The 12,918-nt window shown below is 66.4% G+C and carries 26 protein-coding genes; 1 reads left to right on the top strand and 25 read right to left on the bottom strand.

The features are described 5' to 3' along the window. Positions 1-116: 116 nt before the first annotated feature. The 11 genes from ABT114_RS32475 to ABT114_RS32425 all read right to left on the bottom strand — a co-directional run bounded on the left by ABT114_RS32475 (position 117) and on the right by ABT114_RS32425 (position 3,652). Positions 117-449: a hypothetical protein gene (locus ABT114_RS32475; protein WP_351146485.1), complete on the bottom strand. Its 333-nt coding sequence runs from the start codon at positions 447-449 to the stop codon at positions 117-119. Positions 450-467: 18 nt separating this feature from the next. Next, entirely contained in the window at positions 468-914 is a 447-nt protein-coding gene (locus ABT114_RS32470; RefSeq protein ID WP_351146484.1) for a hypothetical protein, read from the bottom strand. Next, positions 904-1,152 carry a hypothetical protein gene (locus ABT114_RS32465; RefSeq protein WP_351146483.1) on the bottom strand — a complete coding sequence of 83 codons (249 nt, stop codon included), beginning with the start codon at positions 1,150-1,152 and terminating at the stop codon, positions 904-906. The genes ABT114_RS32470 and ABT114_RS32465 overlap by 11 nt, the downstream gene beginning before the upstream one ends. Then, the gene (locus ABT114_RS32460) at positions 1,149-1,463 is read right to left on the bottom strand and encodes a hypothetical protein (RefSeq protein ID WP_351146482.1); all 315 of its coding nucleotides are present in this window, start codon (positions 1,461-1,463) and stop codon (positions 1,149-1,151) included. The genes ABT114_RS32465 and ABT114_RS32460 overlap by 4 nt, the downstream gene beginning before the upstream one ends. Positions 1,464-1,516: 53 nt before the next feature. After that, entirely contained in the window at positions 1,517-1,813 is a 297-nt protein-coding gene (locus tag ABT114_RS32455) for a hypothetical protein (protein WP_351146481.1), read from the bottom strand. 62 nt (positions 1,814-1,875) lie between these two features. Next, a complete protein-coding gene (locus tag ABT114_RS32450) occupies positions 1,876-2,157 on the bottom strand; it encodes a hypothetical protein (RefSeq protein ID WP_351146480.1) in 282 nt (93 codons plus the stop codon). Beyond that, positions 2,154-2,492 carry a DUF7239 family protein gene (locus ABT114_RS32445; RefSeq protein WP_351146479.1) on the bottom strand — a complete coding sequence of 113 codons (339 nt, stop codon included), beginning with the start codon at positions 2,490-2,492 and terminating at the stop codon, positions 2,154-2,156. The genes ABT114_RS32450 and ABT114_RS32445 overlap by 4 nt, the downstream gene beginning before the upstream one ends. Next, positions 2,492-2,881 carry a hypothetical protein gene (locus ABT114_RS32440; protein WP_351146478.1) on the bottom strand — a complete coding sequence of 130 codons (390 nt, stop codon included), beginning with the start codon at positions 2,879-2,881 and terminating at the stop codon, positions 2,492-2,494. Before ABT114_RS32440 ends, ABT114_RS32445 begins: the two co-directional genes overlap by 1 nt. Beyond that, on the bottom strand, positions 2,881-3,099 hold the full coding sequence (locus tag ABT114_RS32435; protein WP_351146477.1) for a hypothetical protein: 219 nt from the start codon (positions 3,097-3,099) through the stop codon (positions 2,881-2,883). The genes ABT114_RS32440 and ABT114_RS32435 overlap by 1 nt, the downstream gene beginning before the upstream one ends. After that, the gene (locus ABT114_RS32430; RefSeq protein WP_351146476.1) at positions 3,096-3,482 is read right to left on the bottom strand and encodes a beta barrel domain-containing protein; all 387 of its coding nucleotides are present in this window, start codon (positions 3,480-3,482) and stop codon (positions 3,096-3,098) included. The genes ABT114_RS32435 and ABT114_RS32430 overlap by 4 nt, the downstream gene beginning before the upstream one ends. Further along, positions 3,482-3,652, bottom strand: a complete 171-nt coding sequence (locus ABT114_RS32425) for a hypothetical protein (RefSeq protein WP_351146475.1) — start codon at positions 3,650-3,652, stop codon at positions 3,482-3,484. The genes ABT114_RS32430 and ABT114_RS32425 overlap by 1 nt, the downstream gene beginning before the upstream one ends. Before the next feature lie 164 nt (positions 3,653-3,816). On the opposite strand from ABT114_RS32425, the gene ABT114_RS32420 reads away from it, so the two are divergent. Next, positions 3,817-3,993, top strand: a complete 177-nt coding sequence (locus tag ABT114_RS32420) for a hypothetical protein (protein WP_351146474.1) — start codon at positions 3,817-3,819, stop codon at positions 3,991-3,993. 697 nt (positions 3,994-4,690) lie between these two features. Here the strand turns inward: ABT114_RS32420 and ABT114_RS32415 are convergent. The 14 genes from ABT114_RS32415 to ABT114_RS32350 all read right to left on the bottom strand — a co-directional run bounded on the left by ABT114_RS32415 (position 4,691) and on the right by ABT114_RS32350 (position 12,873). Beyond that, positions 4,691-5,392, bottom strand: a complete 702-nt coding sequence (locus ABT114_RS32415; protein ID WP_351146473.1) for a hypothetical protein — start codon at positions 5,390-5,392, stop codon at positions 4,691-4,693. Between the two features lie 73 nt (positions 5,393-5,465). After that, positions 5,466-5,807, bottom strand: a complete 342-nt coding sequence (locus tag ABT114_RS32410) for a hypothetical protein (protein ID WP_351146472.1) — start codon at positions 5,805-5,807, stop codon at positions 5,466-5,468. Between the two features lie 46 nt (positions 5,808-5,853). Beyond that, the gene (locus ABT114_RS32405; RefSeq protein WP_351146471.1) at positions 5,854-6,027 is read right to left on the bottom strand and encodes a hypothetical protein; all 174 of its coding nucleotides are present in this window, start codon (positions 6,025-6,027) and stop codon (positions 5,854-5,856) included. Positions 6,028-6,105: 78 nt separating this feature from the next. Further along, complete coding sequence (locus tag ABT114_RS32400) at positions 6,106-6,849, bottom strand: hypothetical protein (RefSeq protein ID WP_351146470.1); 744 nt, start codon at positions 6,847-6,849, stop codon at positions 6,106-6,108. Between the two features lie 132 nt (positions 6,850-6,981). Beyond that, the gene (locus ABT114_RS32395; protein WP_351146469.1) at positions 6,982-7,929 is read right to left on the bottom strand and encodes a hypothetical protein; all 948 of its coding nucleotides are present in this window, start codon (positions 7,927-7,929) and stop codon (positions 6,982-6,984) included. A gap of 199 nt (positions 7,930-8,128) precedes the next feature. After that, entirely contained in the window at positions 8,129-9,796 is a 1,668-nt protein-coding gene (locus ABT114_RS32390) for a hypothetical protein (RefSeq protein ID WP_351146468.1), read from the bottom strand. Positions 9,797-9,966: 170 nt separating this feature from the next. Next, positions 9,967-10,458 (bottom strand): hypothetical protein, encoded by a 492-nt coding sequence (locus ABT114_RS32385; protein ID WP_351146467.1) that lies wholly within the window; start codon positions 10,456-10,458, stop codon positions 9,967-9,969. Then, complete coding sequence (locus ABT114_RS32380) at positions 10,455-10,859, bottom strand: hypothetical protein (RefSeq protein ID WP_351146466.1); 405 nt, start codon at positions 10,857-10,859, stop codon at positions 10,455-10,457. The genes ABT114_RS32385 and ABT114_RS32380 overlap by 4 nt, the downstream gene beginning before the upstream one ends. Before the next feature lie 84 nt (positions 10,860-10,943). Further along, positions 10,944-11,165 (bottom strand): DUF8636 domain-containing protein, encoded by a 222-nt coding sequence (locus ABT114_RS32375; protein WP_351146465.1) that lies wholly within the window; start codon positions 11,163-11,165, stop codon positions 10,944-10,946. Between the two features lie 14 nt (positions 11,166-11,179). Further along, positions 11,180-11,572, bottom strand: coding sequence for a hypothetical protein (locus tag ABT114_RS32370; protein ID WP_351146464.1), 393 nt, complete (start codon positions 11,570-11,572; stop codon positions 11,180-11,182). 16 nt (positions 11,573-11,588) lie between these two features. After that, positions 11,589-11,831 (bottom strand): hypothetical protein, encoded by a 243-nt coding sequence (locus ABT114_RS32365; RefSeq protein WP_351146463.1) that lies wholly within the window; start codon positions 11,829-11,831, stop codon positions 11,589-11,591. Between the two features lie 17 nt (positions 11,832-11,848). After that, positions 11,849-12,052 (bottom strand): hypothetical protein, encoded by a 204-nt coding sequence (locus ABT114_RS32360; RefSeq protein WP_351146462.1) that lies wholly within the window; start codon positions 12,050-12,052, stop codon positions 11,849-11,851. A gap of 93 nt (positions 12,053-12,145) precedes the next feature. After that, positions 12,146-12,478, bottom strand: a complete 333-nt coding sequence (locus ABT114_RS32355; protein ID WP_351146461.1) for a hypothetical protein — start codon at positions 12,476-12,478, stop codon at positions 12,146-12,148. After that, positions 12,475-12,873, bottom strand: coding sequence for a hypothetical protein (locus tag ABT114_RS32350; RefSeq protein WP_351146460.1), 399 nt, complete (start codon positions 12,871-12,873; stop codon positions 12,475-12,477). The genes ABT114_RS32355 and ABT114_RS32350 overlap by 4 nt, the downstream gene beginning before the upstream one ends. Between the last annotated feature and the right edge of the window lie 45 nt (positions 12,874-12,918).

The raw sequence follows: 12,918 nt of genomic DNA, 5'->3' as shown, positions 1-12,918 counted from the left end.
GAGGAATCTATCCGTAGCGGCTACGCCTCGTCAAGTCATTTCAGTTAAGGACTTTCCAAGCAATAAGAAGGCCCCCACCCGGTCTCCCAGGCAGGGGCCTACGACAGCCGTACGCGTCAGGCAGGGACTCTCGTGATGCGGATCTGCGGGGTGTCGTTGACGCCGATCTCCAGCTCCGCCGTGTACCCGCTCTTGATCAGAGCCTCATGAATCGAGGTCAGGTTCATGATGCGCATCGCGGCGTCGTCGAGGGGCCTGGACCCAGCCTCCCCGGCGTTCTCACCGTCGTCCGGCTCCGACCACAACAGGCCCGCGTAGCCCAGGCCGTTATAGAGGAAGACCTTCCACCCCGGCGCAGCAGGCTTTCCTTCGTTAATACGAGGCGCAGGCGGCCAGCCGTGCGGCGCCAGGTCGAGCGTGAGTCTGTCGTGTATCTCCTGCTGGTCCATCTCAGTCCCCCTCCTCGCTCAAGCGGTCAGCGACCGCACGGCCTTCGTCAGGGCCGCCTGTGCGGCACGCTTACCGGCCGCAACACTGGCCACACCCCCATACGGCGAGCTGAGCGGCCCCAGGTCGACGTGGTAGTTCACCTTCCCGCCATATGACGCGCTGAAGTGCGTGACGGTGGCCACCTGCTTGCCGTTGACCTGACCGACCCAGCGCTCCCCCTTCGGGTACGTCTCGTCCTGCTCCCATTCAAGGCGCTGCACCTTGACCGGCGGCTTGCGCCTCGGCATGGACGGACCAGAGTCGAGGACGATCTTGAGGGTGCGCGGGTTGCGCAGCAGGTTTTCGACGCCCTGCACCGCCTCCCCAATGGACCGGAGCGTTTGCTGGGAGTCGTAGGACTTACCGCCTGCCCCCGCTTCTTCGGTCGTGTACCGAAGGACGATCTTGTCCACGTCAGCCCTCACGCTCGATCTTCCACACGATGATCGTGTCCGGGTCGTTCATCACGAGCCACCAGAACCGCCAGCCGGGCGTCAACACTCGCGTACGTCGCACAGCCTCGCCCGAGTGCGGCTTCTGGTGATCGAGCTGCGCCATGTCGATCAGCACGCCGTTCAGCCGGTCGCACTCATCCGCTGGCAACTCGGCGATCTGCAACGAGACGCTGTTCGTCGTCTCGACGTCCCAGTCCCAGGCCATCATTCCTCCAACTTCTGCCTGCGCCGGTACTCGTCCAGGAGCATCCGGCCCGCCTCGCCCCGGCTGTACGTCTCGTCCGGGTTGTTCTCGGTGGGGAACGAGTGGTCCGGGACGTCACCCTCCAGGTAGAGCAACCAGGACTTGGTGTGGGCATCGGCGCCCGCCGAGTCGCCGGTCTCGATCTCCTTGAACTTGCTCTCGACGAAGCCGATCTTCGTGCCGTCGTAGTACGCCTCGTACTTGGTGAGCGGCGGCCGGATTGTCGACGGCCGCCAGCTCTTGATCTTCTTGTACGTGACCTCCGAGCCGGACATCTTCCAAACCCTCCCCGCCGTTTCTAAATCAACGAAATTTTGCCGGCTCGCACCTACAGGTCGTGCGATTCCTCGGCCACCAACAGCACCGGAACCGTCGAGATGGAGTTGATGGTCGACTCCCACAATCCGGTCCGCGTGTTCTTGTACCGGAGGTGCAGCAACTGGTCACCCGCGTGCTCATCCGGCACCCAGTCGTACTCGCCGACCTCGTCCTGGTCGTGGATCTGATGCTCCGCGAACAGCATGGCCAGCTCGATGTCCGCAGACGTCGCCGTGGCGTACTTGCCTGTCATCACGACGTACGAGACGGCGCCCCGCGCCTCCGCCTCCCTGATACCTGCGAACAAGCCCTGATACCTCGCGAACGACTTAGTCAGCCCAACCTGCTCGTCGCGCCTCACCTGCTCACTCACTTCGTCCCCTCGTCGTCGGCCGTCACAGGCTCCAGCACCGGCACGGTGGTGATGTAGTAGTTCGACGAGTTCCACCGCCCGGTGTCCGCGCTCAGGTACCGCAGCCGCAGCCTGCTCTTGAAGTTCGGGTCCGGCGCCCAGTCGTACTCCAGCCCGCCGACCGACTTCTCCAGTGCCTGCTGGCCGTACCCCTTGACGACGTTGAGGTCCGTGGACGACGCCGCCGGGTACTCCGCCAGGTGCACGACGTACGTCGTCGGCCGCCTCTCGTCGCTCACCGCGACTCCCCTTTCATCCGAAGCACGGCCTTGTACGTTTCGACCGGCTCGATCACCAGGTTCCTCGTCGCGTCGACCACCAGCCCGTCGTCCTCGACCGTCACCGAGTAGGCGTGCCCGCCCGCCCAGAACTGCACCAAGACGTCCTTGCCGAGCGGACGCGGCACGTCCCCGATCTCGGCGTACACGTTCGAGCCCTCCGGCCCAGCCTTCAGCGCATCCGACAGTTCCTCGACCTGGGACTCCAGGCCGGTGATCTGCTGGTTAAGGCTGCGGATGTGGTCCTGCACCCACGCGGGCTGCTTGCCCAGCCGCTCGTCGAACTTGGGATCCATCAGTCCTCGTCCTTCTCACGACCGTGCGTACCCTCGCGCGACCACTGCTGAGCCAGCGCCCGCCGGTCCTCCCAAGTCTCCTTGCGGTACGCCTCCACGTCCCGGGGCTGCGACCACATCGTCGCCGGGGGCACGCAGATGCAGCGGAACCCGCTCCCGTGCGTGCGGCGGACACAGTCATCGTCGTGATCGCCACCGACCGGCTTGAAGCCCATGGCCTCCAGCAGCGCCACCTTCTGCTCCGGCAGCAGCTCGGCCGCGAGCGCCTTCAAACCGTCGAAATCGCGGGCGGTACCGGCGCGCAGCGCCTCCTCCCGGGCCTTCAACGCCGTGGCATGCTCGGCCGCCTCCGTGAACACCTTCGCGTAGTCGATCGTCGAGTCACTCATCAGTTCTTCCCCTCGCTCCGGTACCGCGCCAGCTCTTCGCGACCCTTGTCCGTGATCTCCATCGTCCCCTCGTACGACGAGCCGTACGTCTCCACCAGGCCCTGATCCACAAGGCTCGTCAGCGTCGACACGCTCCGCTTGTGCGTGGCCGTCACGGGCGCCGGGCCAGTCAACTCCAGCAGCGACAGCGTCTTGTACGCGCCCTCGTCCAGAATCACTCCGCCCCCTCCTTGGCCTTGAACTCGTCGAGCACGTTGACCACGGCCTCCAGCGCCTCGGTCGACAGCGACCCGCGCAGGTGTCCGGTGAGCCCGTACGCCAGCAACCGTACGAACAACTCCTCGCGCTTCTTGTCGTCCGCCCACGCCTCGCGGGTCATCAGTTGCGTGTGCCGGTAGTTGTCGTTCCGGTACCCGCTCTCGATGCGGTAGGTCTCGGTCTTACCCTCGGGATCGCTCTCGTACTTCGGGATGTGCACCAGATCCCGCCCGACCTTGACGACCGTGACGACCTTGGGCTCCTGCTCCTTCTCGCGCTGGCCGCCCATCCGCACGAACAGCAGCAGCGTGTCGCCGACCTTCACGCCATCAAGCCTTGCCATCACTGCTCTCCCTCTTCCTTCGGGTGCGGAGCACCATCTTCCCGCCCCGGCCAGTCGTGGTTCGACGGTTCACCACACCAGCACCGCGCCAGCTCGCCGAACGTGTCGAGTACCGGCACCTCCTTGGACCGCCGCACCTTGTCCTCGTCGCGGACCCGGTCCCAGTTCATACCGCCGTTCACTGTGCCCCCCTCGCCGTTCTCAATTACGGGTTAATCCTATGAACACCAACCCCTCTTGTCAAGTCATTTCATGCCCTCGCTTGCGTACTCAATTCGAGTGAACTTCCAGCTCCTCGACCCGTCGACTGCGGGCGGTCCGGTACACAGGCGACATGGTCATGCGATTCGAGGTCACCCACCAACACTCCGTCCACGGCTGGACGTTCACCGCCATCGGTTACGGAGCCAACCGGCAGGAAGTCGTCGACAAGGCCGAGCGGTACCTGGACCCCGGCTGGCAGTTCGCCGTATCTCCCGACGGCCAGGTCCTCGCCAGCCAGCCCGCCTAGTTCCCCCGCCCCCCCCAATTCCCCGAATTCCCCCGCCACTGTGTCACTGTCCGGTTCCCACACTCGTCGCGCTGCGCGACTGTCCAGACCCTTTGCTTCTGCGAATTTGCATTTAAGGGTTGGGGGGTCGAATATTTATTCATTGGCCTTACATCATTGACAGGGCGCGCGTCAACCTCATGGGCTGGGCAATATCAAGCCTCGCGCTTCCTTCCGGTATCTGCACCCTTGCTCTGGGCGTGACCTGCACCACACCGTAGGCCCCTACACACCCCCGAGGTTCTGTCAACCCCTGGGCGCAGCGCATATTATGCATGACAATTCGGTGTTATTCATCAGGCCACTGCGCTAATTCGCGTGTTTGCAAGCCTGCAAATATGCCCCGAGATATGGAGGGGCGGCGGCCGTTGTAGCAACTCGACAACCAGGGGGCCGGAGAGTTTCACGGCTTTGGGTGTGTGCTGGCCGGTCGCATGGTCGTGCGTGTGGTGGTGCTCTGTCTGTAGGGGATAGCAGCAGTGGGGAGCCCTCCCCCGGCCCGCGAAACGGCGACCTAGGGCACGTGTCGGCATGGCGGCCGTGTGGGGCGCTGCGTAGCTGTGTGGGCGTCTTGTAGGGCGTCCATGGGGTAAACACGAGAAAGCCCCCCACCGGCCCGGGATTGGGCGGTGAGGGGCTTTCGTGTCGCTGGTGTGGCCTAGCGGACGTCGTAGGGGTGCGCGGCCGTCCACGCGTCGCGCATGGCCTTAAACGCGGCCCACACCTCATGTCCGTTGGTCTGGGGGCCGATGCCGTGGCCGAAGCTGGCAGCGTTGGCGACGTTGCAGAGGAACGCTTCCCCGCGCCGGTACGCAAGGTGGGCGTTCATGTCGGCGCGGCTGATCACGTAGCCGCAGCGTCCCCCGTCGTTCGGCAGGGGCTTGCGGCACTCCCACGCGGTGATTTCGTCGTTTTCGACGAGGGGGTGCAGCGGGTAGGACGTGGTCCAAGTGTGCTCGGGGTCAAGGCCGTTGGCGGCGCACTGGGCGGCGCTGTAGCTGTGTCGGTGGGCGTGCAGACCGGCCCCGGGGAGGGTGCCGCAGCGGTCGCAGGTGGAGAAGTAGCCGCCCGCCGGGGGCTCACTGTCGTACGCGGCGTTACGGGTGCAGCCGGGGGTGATGCACAGCGGGACGGTGGCGCTCTCGACGAACGCGCGTACCGCGTCCTTGTCCTCAAGGTCGGGCAACTCGACGTCGAACACGAGGGAATACCGCTTGACCTCCCACACCATGCCGGACGTGACGTAGGGGTACGCGCTGGCGGTGTGCTCCCATTCGGCCAGCAGCCCGGCGCGGGCGCGGTCGTGGTCCAAGTCGTCGCCGGTGGGGGTGGTCTCGTCGGCGGTGAACTGCGCGCTCATGGTGGTGTCCTCCTGGTGTGGGGCGTTGCGGGCAGTGTAGGGGCCGGAGTGCTTCCCCGGCCCCGGGGTTGCACTAAGCAGTGACGCGGGCGCGGGTGCCGTCCTCGCGCCCCTTGTGCAGCGCGCTTTCAACTTCCGGGCGCCACGCGATGGACTCGCGGACGGCGGCGAGGAACGGGGGCATGTCGGCCCCGTCGGTGTAGGCGTCCAGCGCGCCGAGGAGGTAGGCCATAGCCGCGCGGGCCTCCCCTTCGGCCGAGAGCCAAACGGACTGCCGCGCGGTCGGCGTGGCCATGGTGGAGACGCGGAACCCCTTGCCGCTGTAGCCGGTGCCGACGGTGGCGCGTATGGCGTTGTCCGTGGCGTGGGCGACGTGGGCGGCGACGGACGCGGCGACAGAACGGGTGATGCGCATTTGGGTTACCTCCTGGTGTGGGGTGGCTGGTGGTGGGGGGTGCTGATCAGGCGGACGGCGGGATGATGAGCTTCGCGTCGGTGACGGGGATCATGCACTCGGCATAGAACGGCTTGCCGTCGCGGGTGACGTCCGTCATGCGCAGAAACGGGCCGTCAACGTTGATCGTGGCGGCGTCCAGCCATCCCCAGGTGTCAGATTTGATCTTGTAGGCGTTCACGTGCGTTGCTCCCTCAGGCGGTGCGGATGGGAGGGGGCCGGAGCGCTTCCCCGGCCCCCCGGGGTTGTGGGGCGGGTGCTACGCGTCGAGACCCTGGGCGGCGTGGAAGGCGGCGGCCTGCTTGAGGGTCTTGCGGTAGTCGGCCAGCGTGGTCGGGGCGACGGTGCGGAAGTCGCGGGCCCAGTGCGGGAGTACGGCGATTTTCTGCGGCTGGAACTCTCCGCCCGCGCGGATCATGGCGTGGTTCTGGCCGCGCGTCTCGGTGGCGAGCGCCTTACGGGCGAGCGGGGAGAACATCAGGGAGTGCTTGCGGAACGCGGCCTCTTCCCCGTGGCGGTCGACGCCGCGCCCGGTGCCGCAGTGGCCGAAGACGTCATGCACGGCGCGGAACATGTCGTTCACGTCGTCGCCGAACATGAAGTGTCCGCCCGTGTTCGCGGTGCCCAGCACGCGCATGCGGCCGTTGGTGACGTCGTCGAAGAACGCGCGGGTTCCGCCCTTGGTGACGTCGTACGGGTCGGTGTCTTCGATGGTGACCGTAATCCCCATGCCGCCCGCGCTCTCCGGCGCGGTCATGAACTCGAACTGCCGGGCGGTCTCCTCGGCCATGGCACGCCACGCGGCCGGGGCGCCGTTGTCCATGAACGGCAGGGCCTCGTACGCGGCGGCGATCTTCTCGACCGATTCCGGGGAGACGACGACGCGGGAGTAGTCCCAGTGGTCGCGGGTGGCCAGGCCGTTGCGGGCGGCGAAACGGCGGGCGCCTTCGACGACGGACGCGATGGGGGCGATGTTCAGGGCGGGGATGTTGGCGGTACGCATTTGGTTGCCTCCTGGTGTGGGGCGCTGGTGTGTGTGTCGGTGTTGCGGTGCCGAGCCTAGCCCCGATTACGGCTTGTAAAGCCATTCTCGGGGATCACTAGGCAAGTCTTTATAGAGACGTGACCTGAGGCCCTAGCAGGTGGTGGACACGTCGCGGAAGTGGGGCACCGCGCGGGCGGCGTCCAGGAACTGGGCAACGCGGGCGGGGTCACCGTTGGGCACGTGGGCGTAGTTGATGCGCTCCCCGCTCTCCGTGGTCACCCAGACAGTCACGGGCGCCGTGGCGGGCTCCAGGAGGGCGCGCAGTTCCTCCGTGGTCACGATGTCCAGGCCGTGCGCGGGGGCGTCTTCCTCGCCCTCCCGGGGGGCGCCTGCCACGTGCACGACGGTGAGCGTGTCGGTCCAGTTGCGGCCGGTCGTTTCGAAGACCTCCGGGCGGCGGTCGGTGCGGATCACCTCACCGGCGCCGGTGGTGTCGACGATGGCCCGGCAGTAGTTTTCGGCGGAACCGTCGGTGTGGCGGAACTCCGCATCGGCGTACGGGCCCCACACGCGCCCGGCGTGGTCGCGGTAGCTCCACAGGGTGCGGTACTCAGCGGCCCACACGTACCCGATGGCGTACTGACGAACCCAGGGGTTCACGTCGCCGTCACCCGTGATCCCCTCCGGCATGTCGCCCTCGAAGATCATTTCCGTGCCCAGGAAGACGTAAAGGCGGGTTCCGTCCCCCTCGACACCGGCCGTGACGTGCCTGCCGTCCAGCCACAGCGGCGAGGCGTCACGCCAGCCACGCGCGCCAGCCTCGGCCGGGGAGTACGTGCCGTCACTCGGGCGGGCCGGGCGGGGGTGGGTGATGGAGAGGTAACGGCGGTCGTTCTCCTCGTCCCAACCCTGGTAGTCGCCGTGGGTGTCGACGTAGCGGTCGCAGCGGGAGCAGAAGCCCGCCATGTCGGCCGCCTCGCCCAAGCTGAGGTAACGGGTGATCATGCGCCCGCAAACCGTCTCGTCGTTGCCGGTGCTGTAGTGGGCGGCCTTGCCCTTGCCCACCTGCGCCACCTTGTAGCCCTGGATCGTGTTCATGTCGTGCGCTCCTTCGTGCGGGTGTGTTGGGAGGGCTGATCTTTCCGAAGGGGGAAGGGCTTGTCAAGCTATTTCGGCACAACGATTTACAAGACGTTATGAAGCCGTGACCGGTGGCCAGGGCAGGGCGTGTTCCCATGGACGCCGAAGGCCCCCACCGGCCAGCGGTACGCGGTGGGGGCCTTTGTCGTGTCCGGGGTCAGACGGTGGGCGCGTCGCCGTCGGCACCGACGGCCAGCAGCAGGCCGCCCCAGTCGGCGGCGGCCCAGCCCCGGCCACCGAGCCAGTCGGCGCCCTCGGCGTAAGCCTGGCCAAGCAGGTCGTAGCCGTCGGCGATGTTCATCCGCTCGACGTCGTCACCGAGACGGACCCAGACATGCAGCTCCTCGCGCATGAGCGTGAGGAAGTCGGAATCCGACTGGTCGGCGGGCTTGAATCGCTCAGCCATTCCGGCCGCGCCGCCCTCGTACATCCGCAGCGGATTCTGGACCGGTTCCGACGTGCTCTCCGGCGCAGAATCCGCTGCGGTGTTCTGCGGGGTCTCCTCGGCGATTTCCGGGGCGCTCTCCTCGACGACGGGCGCGGGTGCCGGGGTCTCCTCGACGGGCGCAGCGGCGGCCTTCTTGCGGGGCGCGCGCTTCTTGGCCGGGGCGTCGATGACGTACGGGGCGGGCTCGGTGACGTCGGTCTCCACCAGGGTGCAGCGGGTGAGGACGGTTGCCTTGATGCCCTTGTAGTCGTCGTGCTCCTTGACCGTGCCACGGAGGGTGACGCGAACGCCGGTGTCTTCCCCAAGGGCGTGCGAGGACGCGAACCACTTCACGATCACGCCGGAGTCTTCCGCGCGGACCTGGTAGAGGGTGGTCGAGCCGTACAGGCCGTCGATGTACCGGATGGATTCGATGATGCCCGTGAAGGTGAGGCGCGAGCCCTTGATTCCGGCCGCCTTGTCGGGCGCGGTGCCGATCCACTCCGACGGCTTGTCCTCGCGTGCCTTACGGATGAGCGTCTGATCATTGAAGCGGGCCCAGGCCTGCGGGGCGGACGCGAGGATGCCCCAGTTACGCGAGGAAGCGTGCTTGGCGCCCGCGATGGACTTGAGGTTCAGGACGTACTCACCGGTGCCTGCGAAGTCGCCGGAGAGGATGAACGCGCGGATCTCGGCGGCCTTGGCCTTGGCCTCCGCAGCAAGGGGGCGCATCTTCTCGGCGAACTCCCGGTCACGCTGGCTCTTGCCGGGGTTGATGGCGTTGCGCACGAGCTGCACGGTCGGGGTGGCGTGGTAGTCCTGGGAGCGGACGTAGCCGAAGGCCTTGATGCACGCCCACGCGAACGCGAGGACGGTTTCCGTGGACACGTCGCGGTCACCGGAGGGGCCGAACCATCCGGCCTCTTCGTCGTCGTCGCTCGGAGCGTTGACCCAGCCGATGCCGGTGGTCCAGCCGAGGAAGTCCTTGATGCAGGACCGGCCGAGCTGGATTTCCTCGCGGGTCTCCTCGTTGCGCACGAGGAAGGTTTCCCGGCGCATGCGGACCTTCTTGCAGTGGTCGCACCAACCCTCGCGCAGGGCCTCGCGGTCGACGCTCTGCACGCCCGGCGCGGTGCGCACGATCAGGCCCGCGTTCTCGTCCCAATCCAGGGTGGCGATGAACTCCCAACCGTCCTTCTTGGGCGCCTCGCCGCCGAAGGTGACGTCATACATGATCGAGGTGATCTCAAAGCCGAGGTCGTTCTTCTCCTTGACCTCGACTTCCTCGACGTCCAGCGTGATGCGCCCGGACAGGCCCTTCTTGGCCGCGCGCTCGTTGATCTTCTCGATCTTGGCGAGCACGTTGGCGAGCTGGAAGTTGTCGATGCGGGCGGCCATTTGGTTGCCTCCTGGTCTGGGGCGCTGTTGTTTGCGGGCACGACGTTACGGGGTCAATTACGGCTTGTCAATCACTTTCCAGAATGCTGTTTCGTGTGTTCTCCTGGCATGCGAAAGGCCCCCACCGGCCAGCTTGATGCGGTGGGGGCCTTCGTCATGTTCGGGGCGGCCTACTCGACCCGGTACAGGGACCCGCTGATGTTGCGGCGTACCAGGCGTTGCAGGTGGCGCCAGCCGGTGACCCTGTCGAGAGGCGTCGGGATGCCGTGGGCGGCCTCCCAGACCTGCTGAGTCCGGCGGGCCAGCGCAGACCACTGGTTCCGCTCGATGAGCGAGGCGCATTCCGGGCAGGCGGCCCAGTCATCTTTGTAGGCCTGCATCCGACCGGTCCTCGGGTCGATGCCCGCCAGGAATTCCGCCACTGGAAGGAACCAGATCTCGGTTTCTAGATCCGAGTTGCAGAAGTCGCACCGACCCAGCAGTTTTCCGGTTTTGGCGTTGATGGGAACCGCCTTGTGGCCCACCATCGCGTCCTGGGCGAAGTGTTCCCAGGATTCCGACCCGTCCTTGGCCTTGATGAACGCCAGCGCCCGGTGGCAGATCTTGCAGACCATGCTCTCGTCGGGCGCGGAGTCCAGCATGCGCTGTTCTTCATCGGTCACTGGGTGATCTCCTGGCCGGGCGCGAGGATGCGGAACCGGGTGCCGTCCTCGGCGGACAGCTCGTCACCGTTCTCCATGTCGGTGATGTGCGCGGCCAGTTCGCCATAGCGCAGGCCCCGGCGCTGCATCTCGTTGGTGAGGGTGCCCCAGGCCGCGTCGTGGGCGGTGTCGGCGGTGTGCACCGTGCGCCACAGTGCGCCCTCGTGGCGGTCCTTGATCTGCGCCCAGTACGAGGTGGCCTTGTCCGTGGGGTTGGCCAGGTACCAGTTCTTCAGGTCCTCGAAGAAGGTGACCGTGGGGTCCGAGCTGTCCGGGTCAGGGAACCTCTGATTGTTGCTGTCGACGAGCAGGGCGACGGCCTGCGCACGGGTGAGGTTGACGGTGAACGTCGGCTCACTCATTGTTCGCTCCTTGTCAGGGCGGTTGGTGGTTACAGGGATGAAGCTAGTGCCCGCCCCGAACGCTTGTCAAGCGGTATCTTGAAACTACTTGCTCGCAGTGTGCCTGCGCTGGACGATGCGCCCCCTGGACAATGGCTGCTCGGCGTCGAGCTTCCAGTCCGGCGGGAACACGGGAACGATCGAGACGTCGCTCATGCTGGCCCGCAACTCGCTGGCGCGAGCCTCGGCGCTGGGCCTGTCGTAGCTCACGACAGACACCTGCCGGTGTCCGTTGGTGTCGGTCCACAGGACCTTGAAACTCTCCACGATGCTGCTCCTAATCATGCGGACCAGCGGGTGTCCGCGAACCGCTGGTAGTCGTCTTTGCTGAGTCGTTCCTTGATGCGGTCGACGCCCTTCGTACCGACGCTGGTGAAGTCCAGGACCCATTCAAGGCCTTTGCCCACCAGACCCTCCGGGGTGCGCACGCCCTTGTCGGTGAGGCTGTTTGCTGTCTTGTGGCCGAGGGCGTCGTGTCCCAGCAGGTCGTGGAGCGTGGTGCTGCGGCACTTGGGGCAGTCTTCCTTCCCCTCTACCTCCTCGGCCTGGGCGCGGATACGCGGGGCCAGGAAGTCGAACCACATTCGGGACTGCACGGCGGCCTTGGGCCTGCTCCAGCCGCGCTCGACCATGTGGGCGGCCAGCTCCTGGACGATCTCTTCATCGGTGGCCATCGGCCGGTGCTCCTGATCAGACGAGAGTGGTGGCATTCGCGACGCGCGGGCAGCCCTGGGCAATGTAGTCCCGCCAACTGACAATGTTGTTCTTCGTGGCCTGGATGCGGGTCAGGAGCTGGCGCTGGCGGGCGGTCTTCGTCTCCCGGCGCCATCGGCGCTCCAGGGCCTCCAGCTCCTTCTCGCGTTGCGCGATCAGCCGGTCAGCGGCGCTCTCGCGGTCGGCCAGCCGGAAGGACCGGAAGGGGCTCGTGGCCATTGGCGGATCCCGCCGCTTCAGGACTGCGCGGCGAGCGGGTACGCCTCGCACGCCGGGCCGCAGGGGGATCCCTCCGGGCGGTGCCGGTATTTCGCGTACTCCAGCAGCCCGTTCTCCCAGACGCTCACGGGGGCGTATCCGACGTAGTCGACCAGGTGCCGGTGGCCGGTCACGGTGATGACGCACCAGCGCTCGGGGGTGCGTGCGGCCTGGGTTTCCATGGGTGCCTCCTGGTCTGGGGCGCTGATGAGTACGAGGGAAACGCTAAGGGGGCCGCTCGACATTGTCAAGCGACCCCCTGAAAGTACTTGCGTTCAGATGAGGAGAAGTGCTTCCGTCTCGTTCAGCGTCTCGCCCACCGCGTCGAATGCTGCGCTCCAGGCGGCGCTCAGGGCCTCGTACGGAAGCGAGTGCTCGGCCAGGTCGACGCCAGGAGGTATGGGCCCGTCAAGGGCGAACGTGCCGTCCAGGGGGTCCCACTTCAGCCCGGCCTCGGCCAGCTCGGTGTTGAACCGTGCGGAGTGCTGGCGGGCCAGCTCGGCGACGAGGGCGGGCGAGGGGTTGTCGTAGCCGCACTGGGACGACAGGAAGTCGTTCCACTCCCGTTGAAGAGTGGGGTAGTCGAAGCCGGGGAGCTGGTGGTTCACTTCTGCTCCTCGTCGAGGTCGTCCACGAAATAGGTGTCGGACAGGAACCGCTTGACGGCCTCGGTGGTCAGGTGCTGGTGGACCGCATACAGGCCGGACTGCATGGTCTTGGCCTGGCGCAGCCATCCGTCCAGGCTCCGGCGCTTGTCCTGGATGCGGTCAACGAGCTTGGCGTCATCCAGCGGGCTGTTGCCGTCGATGCTGACGTTGATGGCCTCGCTGTAGATCAGCCACATGGCGCGCGCGGTCATGAACGCTTCGAAGTCCTGCGTGACGTCGATGGTGTTGGGGCGCTCCCTGGCCGCGTCCGCCAGTTTCTGCGCCTGCCCGTCGAAGGCGGTCGCAGCGCTCTTGGCGTACGTACGGATACCCTGTGCGGCGCTCTTCAGGTCCACGACGGTTACTCCTGATCTCGTATGGCTGCGTGCTTGGAATTCTTA

Origin of the sequence: Streptomyces sp. NPDC002088 (genome assembly GCF_040296605.1) — a bacterium.
Classification (GTDB): Bacteria; Actinomycetota; Actinomycetes; order Streptomycetales; family Streptomycetaceae; genus Streptomyces.
This window is presented reverse-complemented; position numbering and strand designations above follow the sequence as displayed.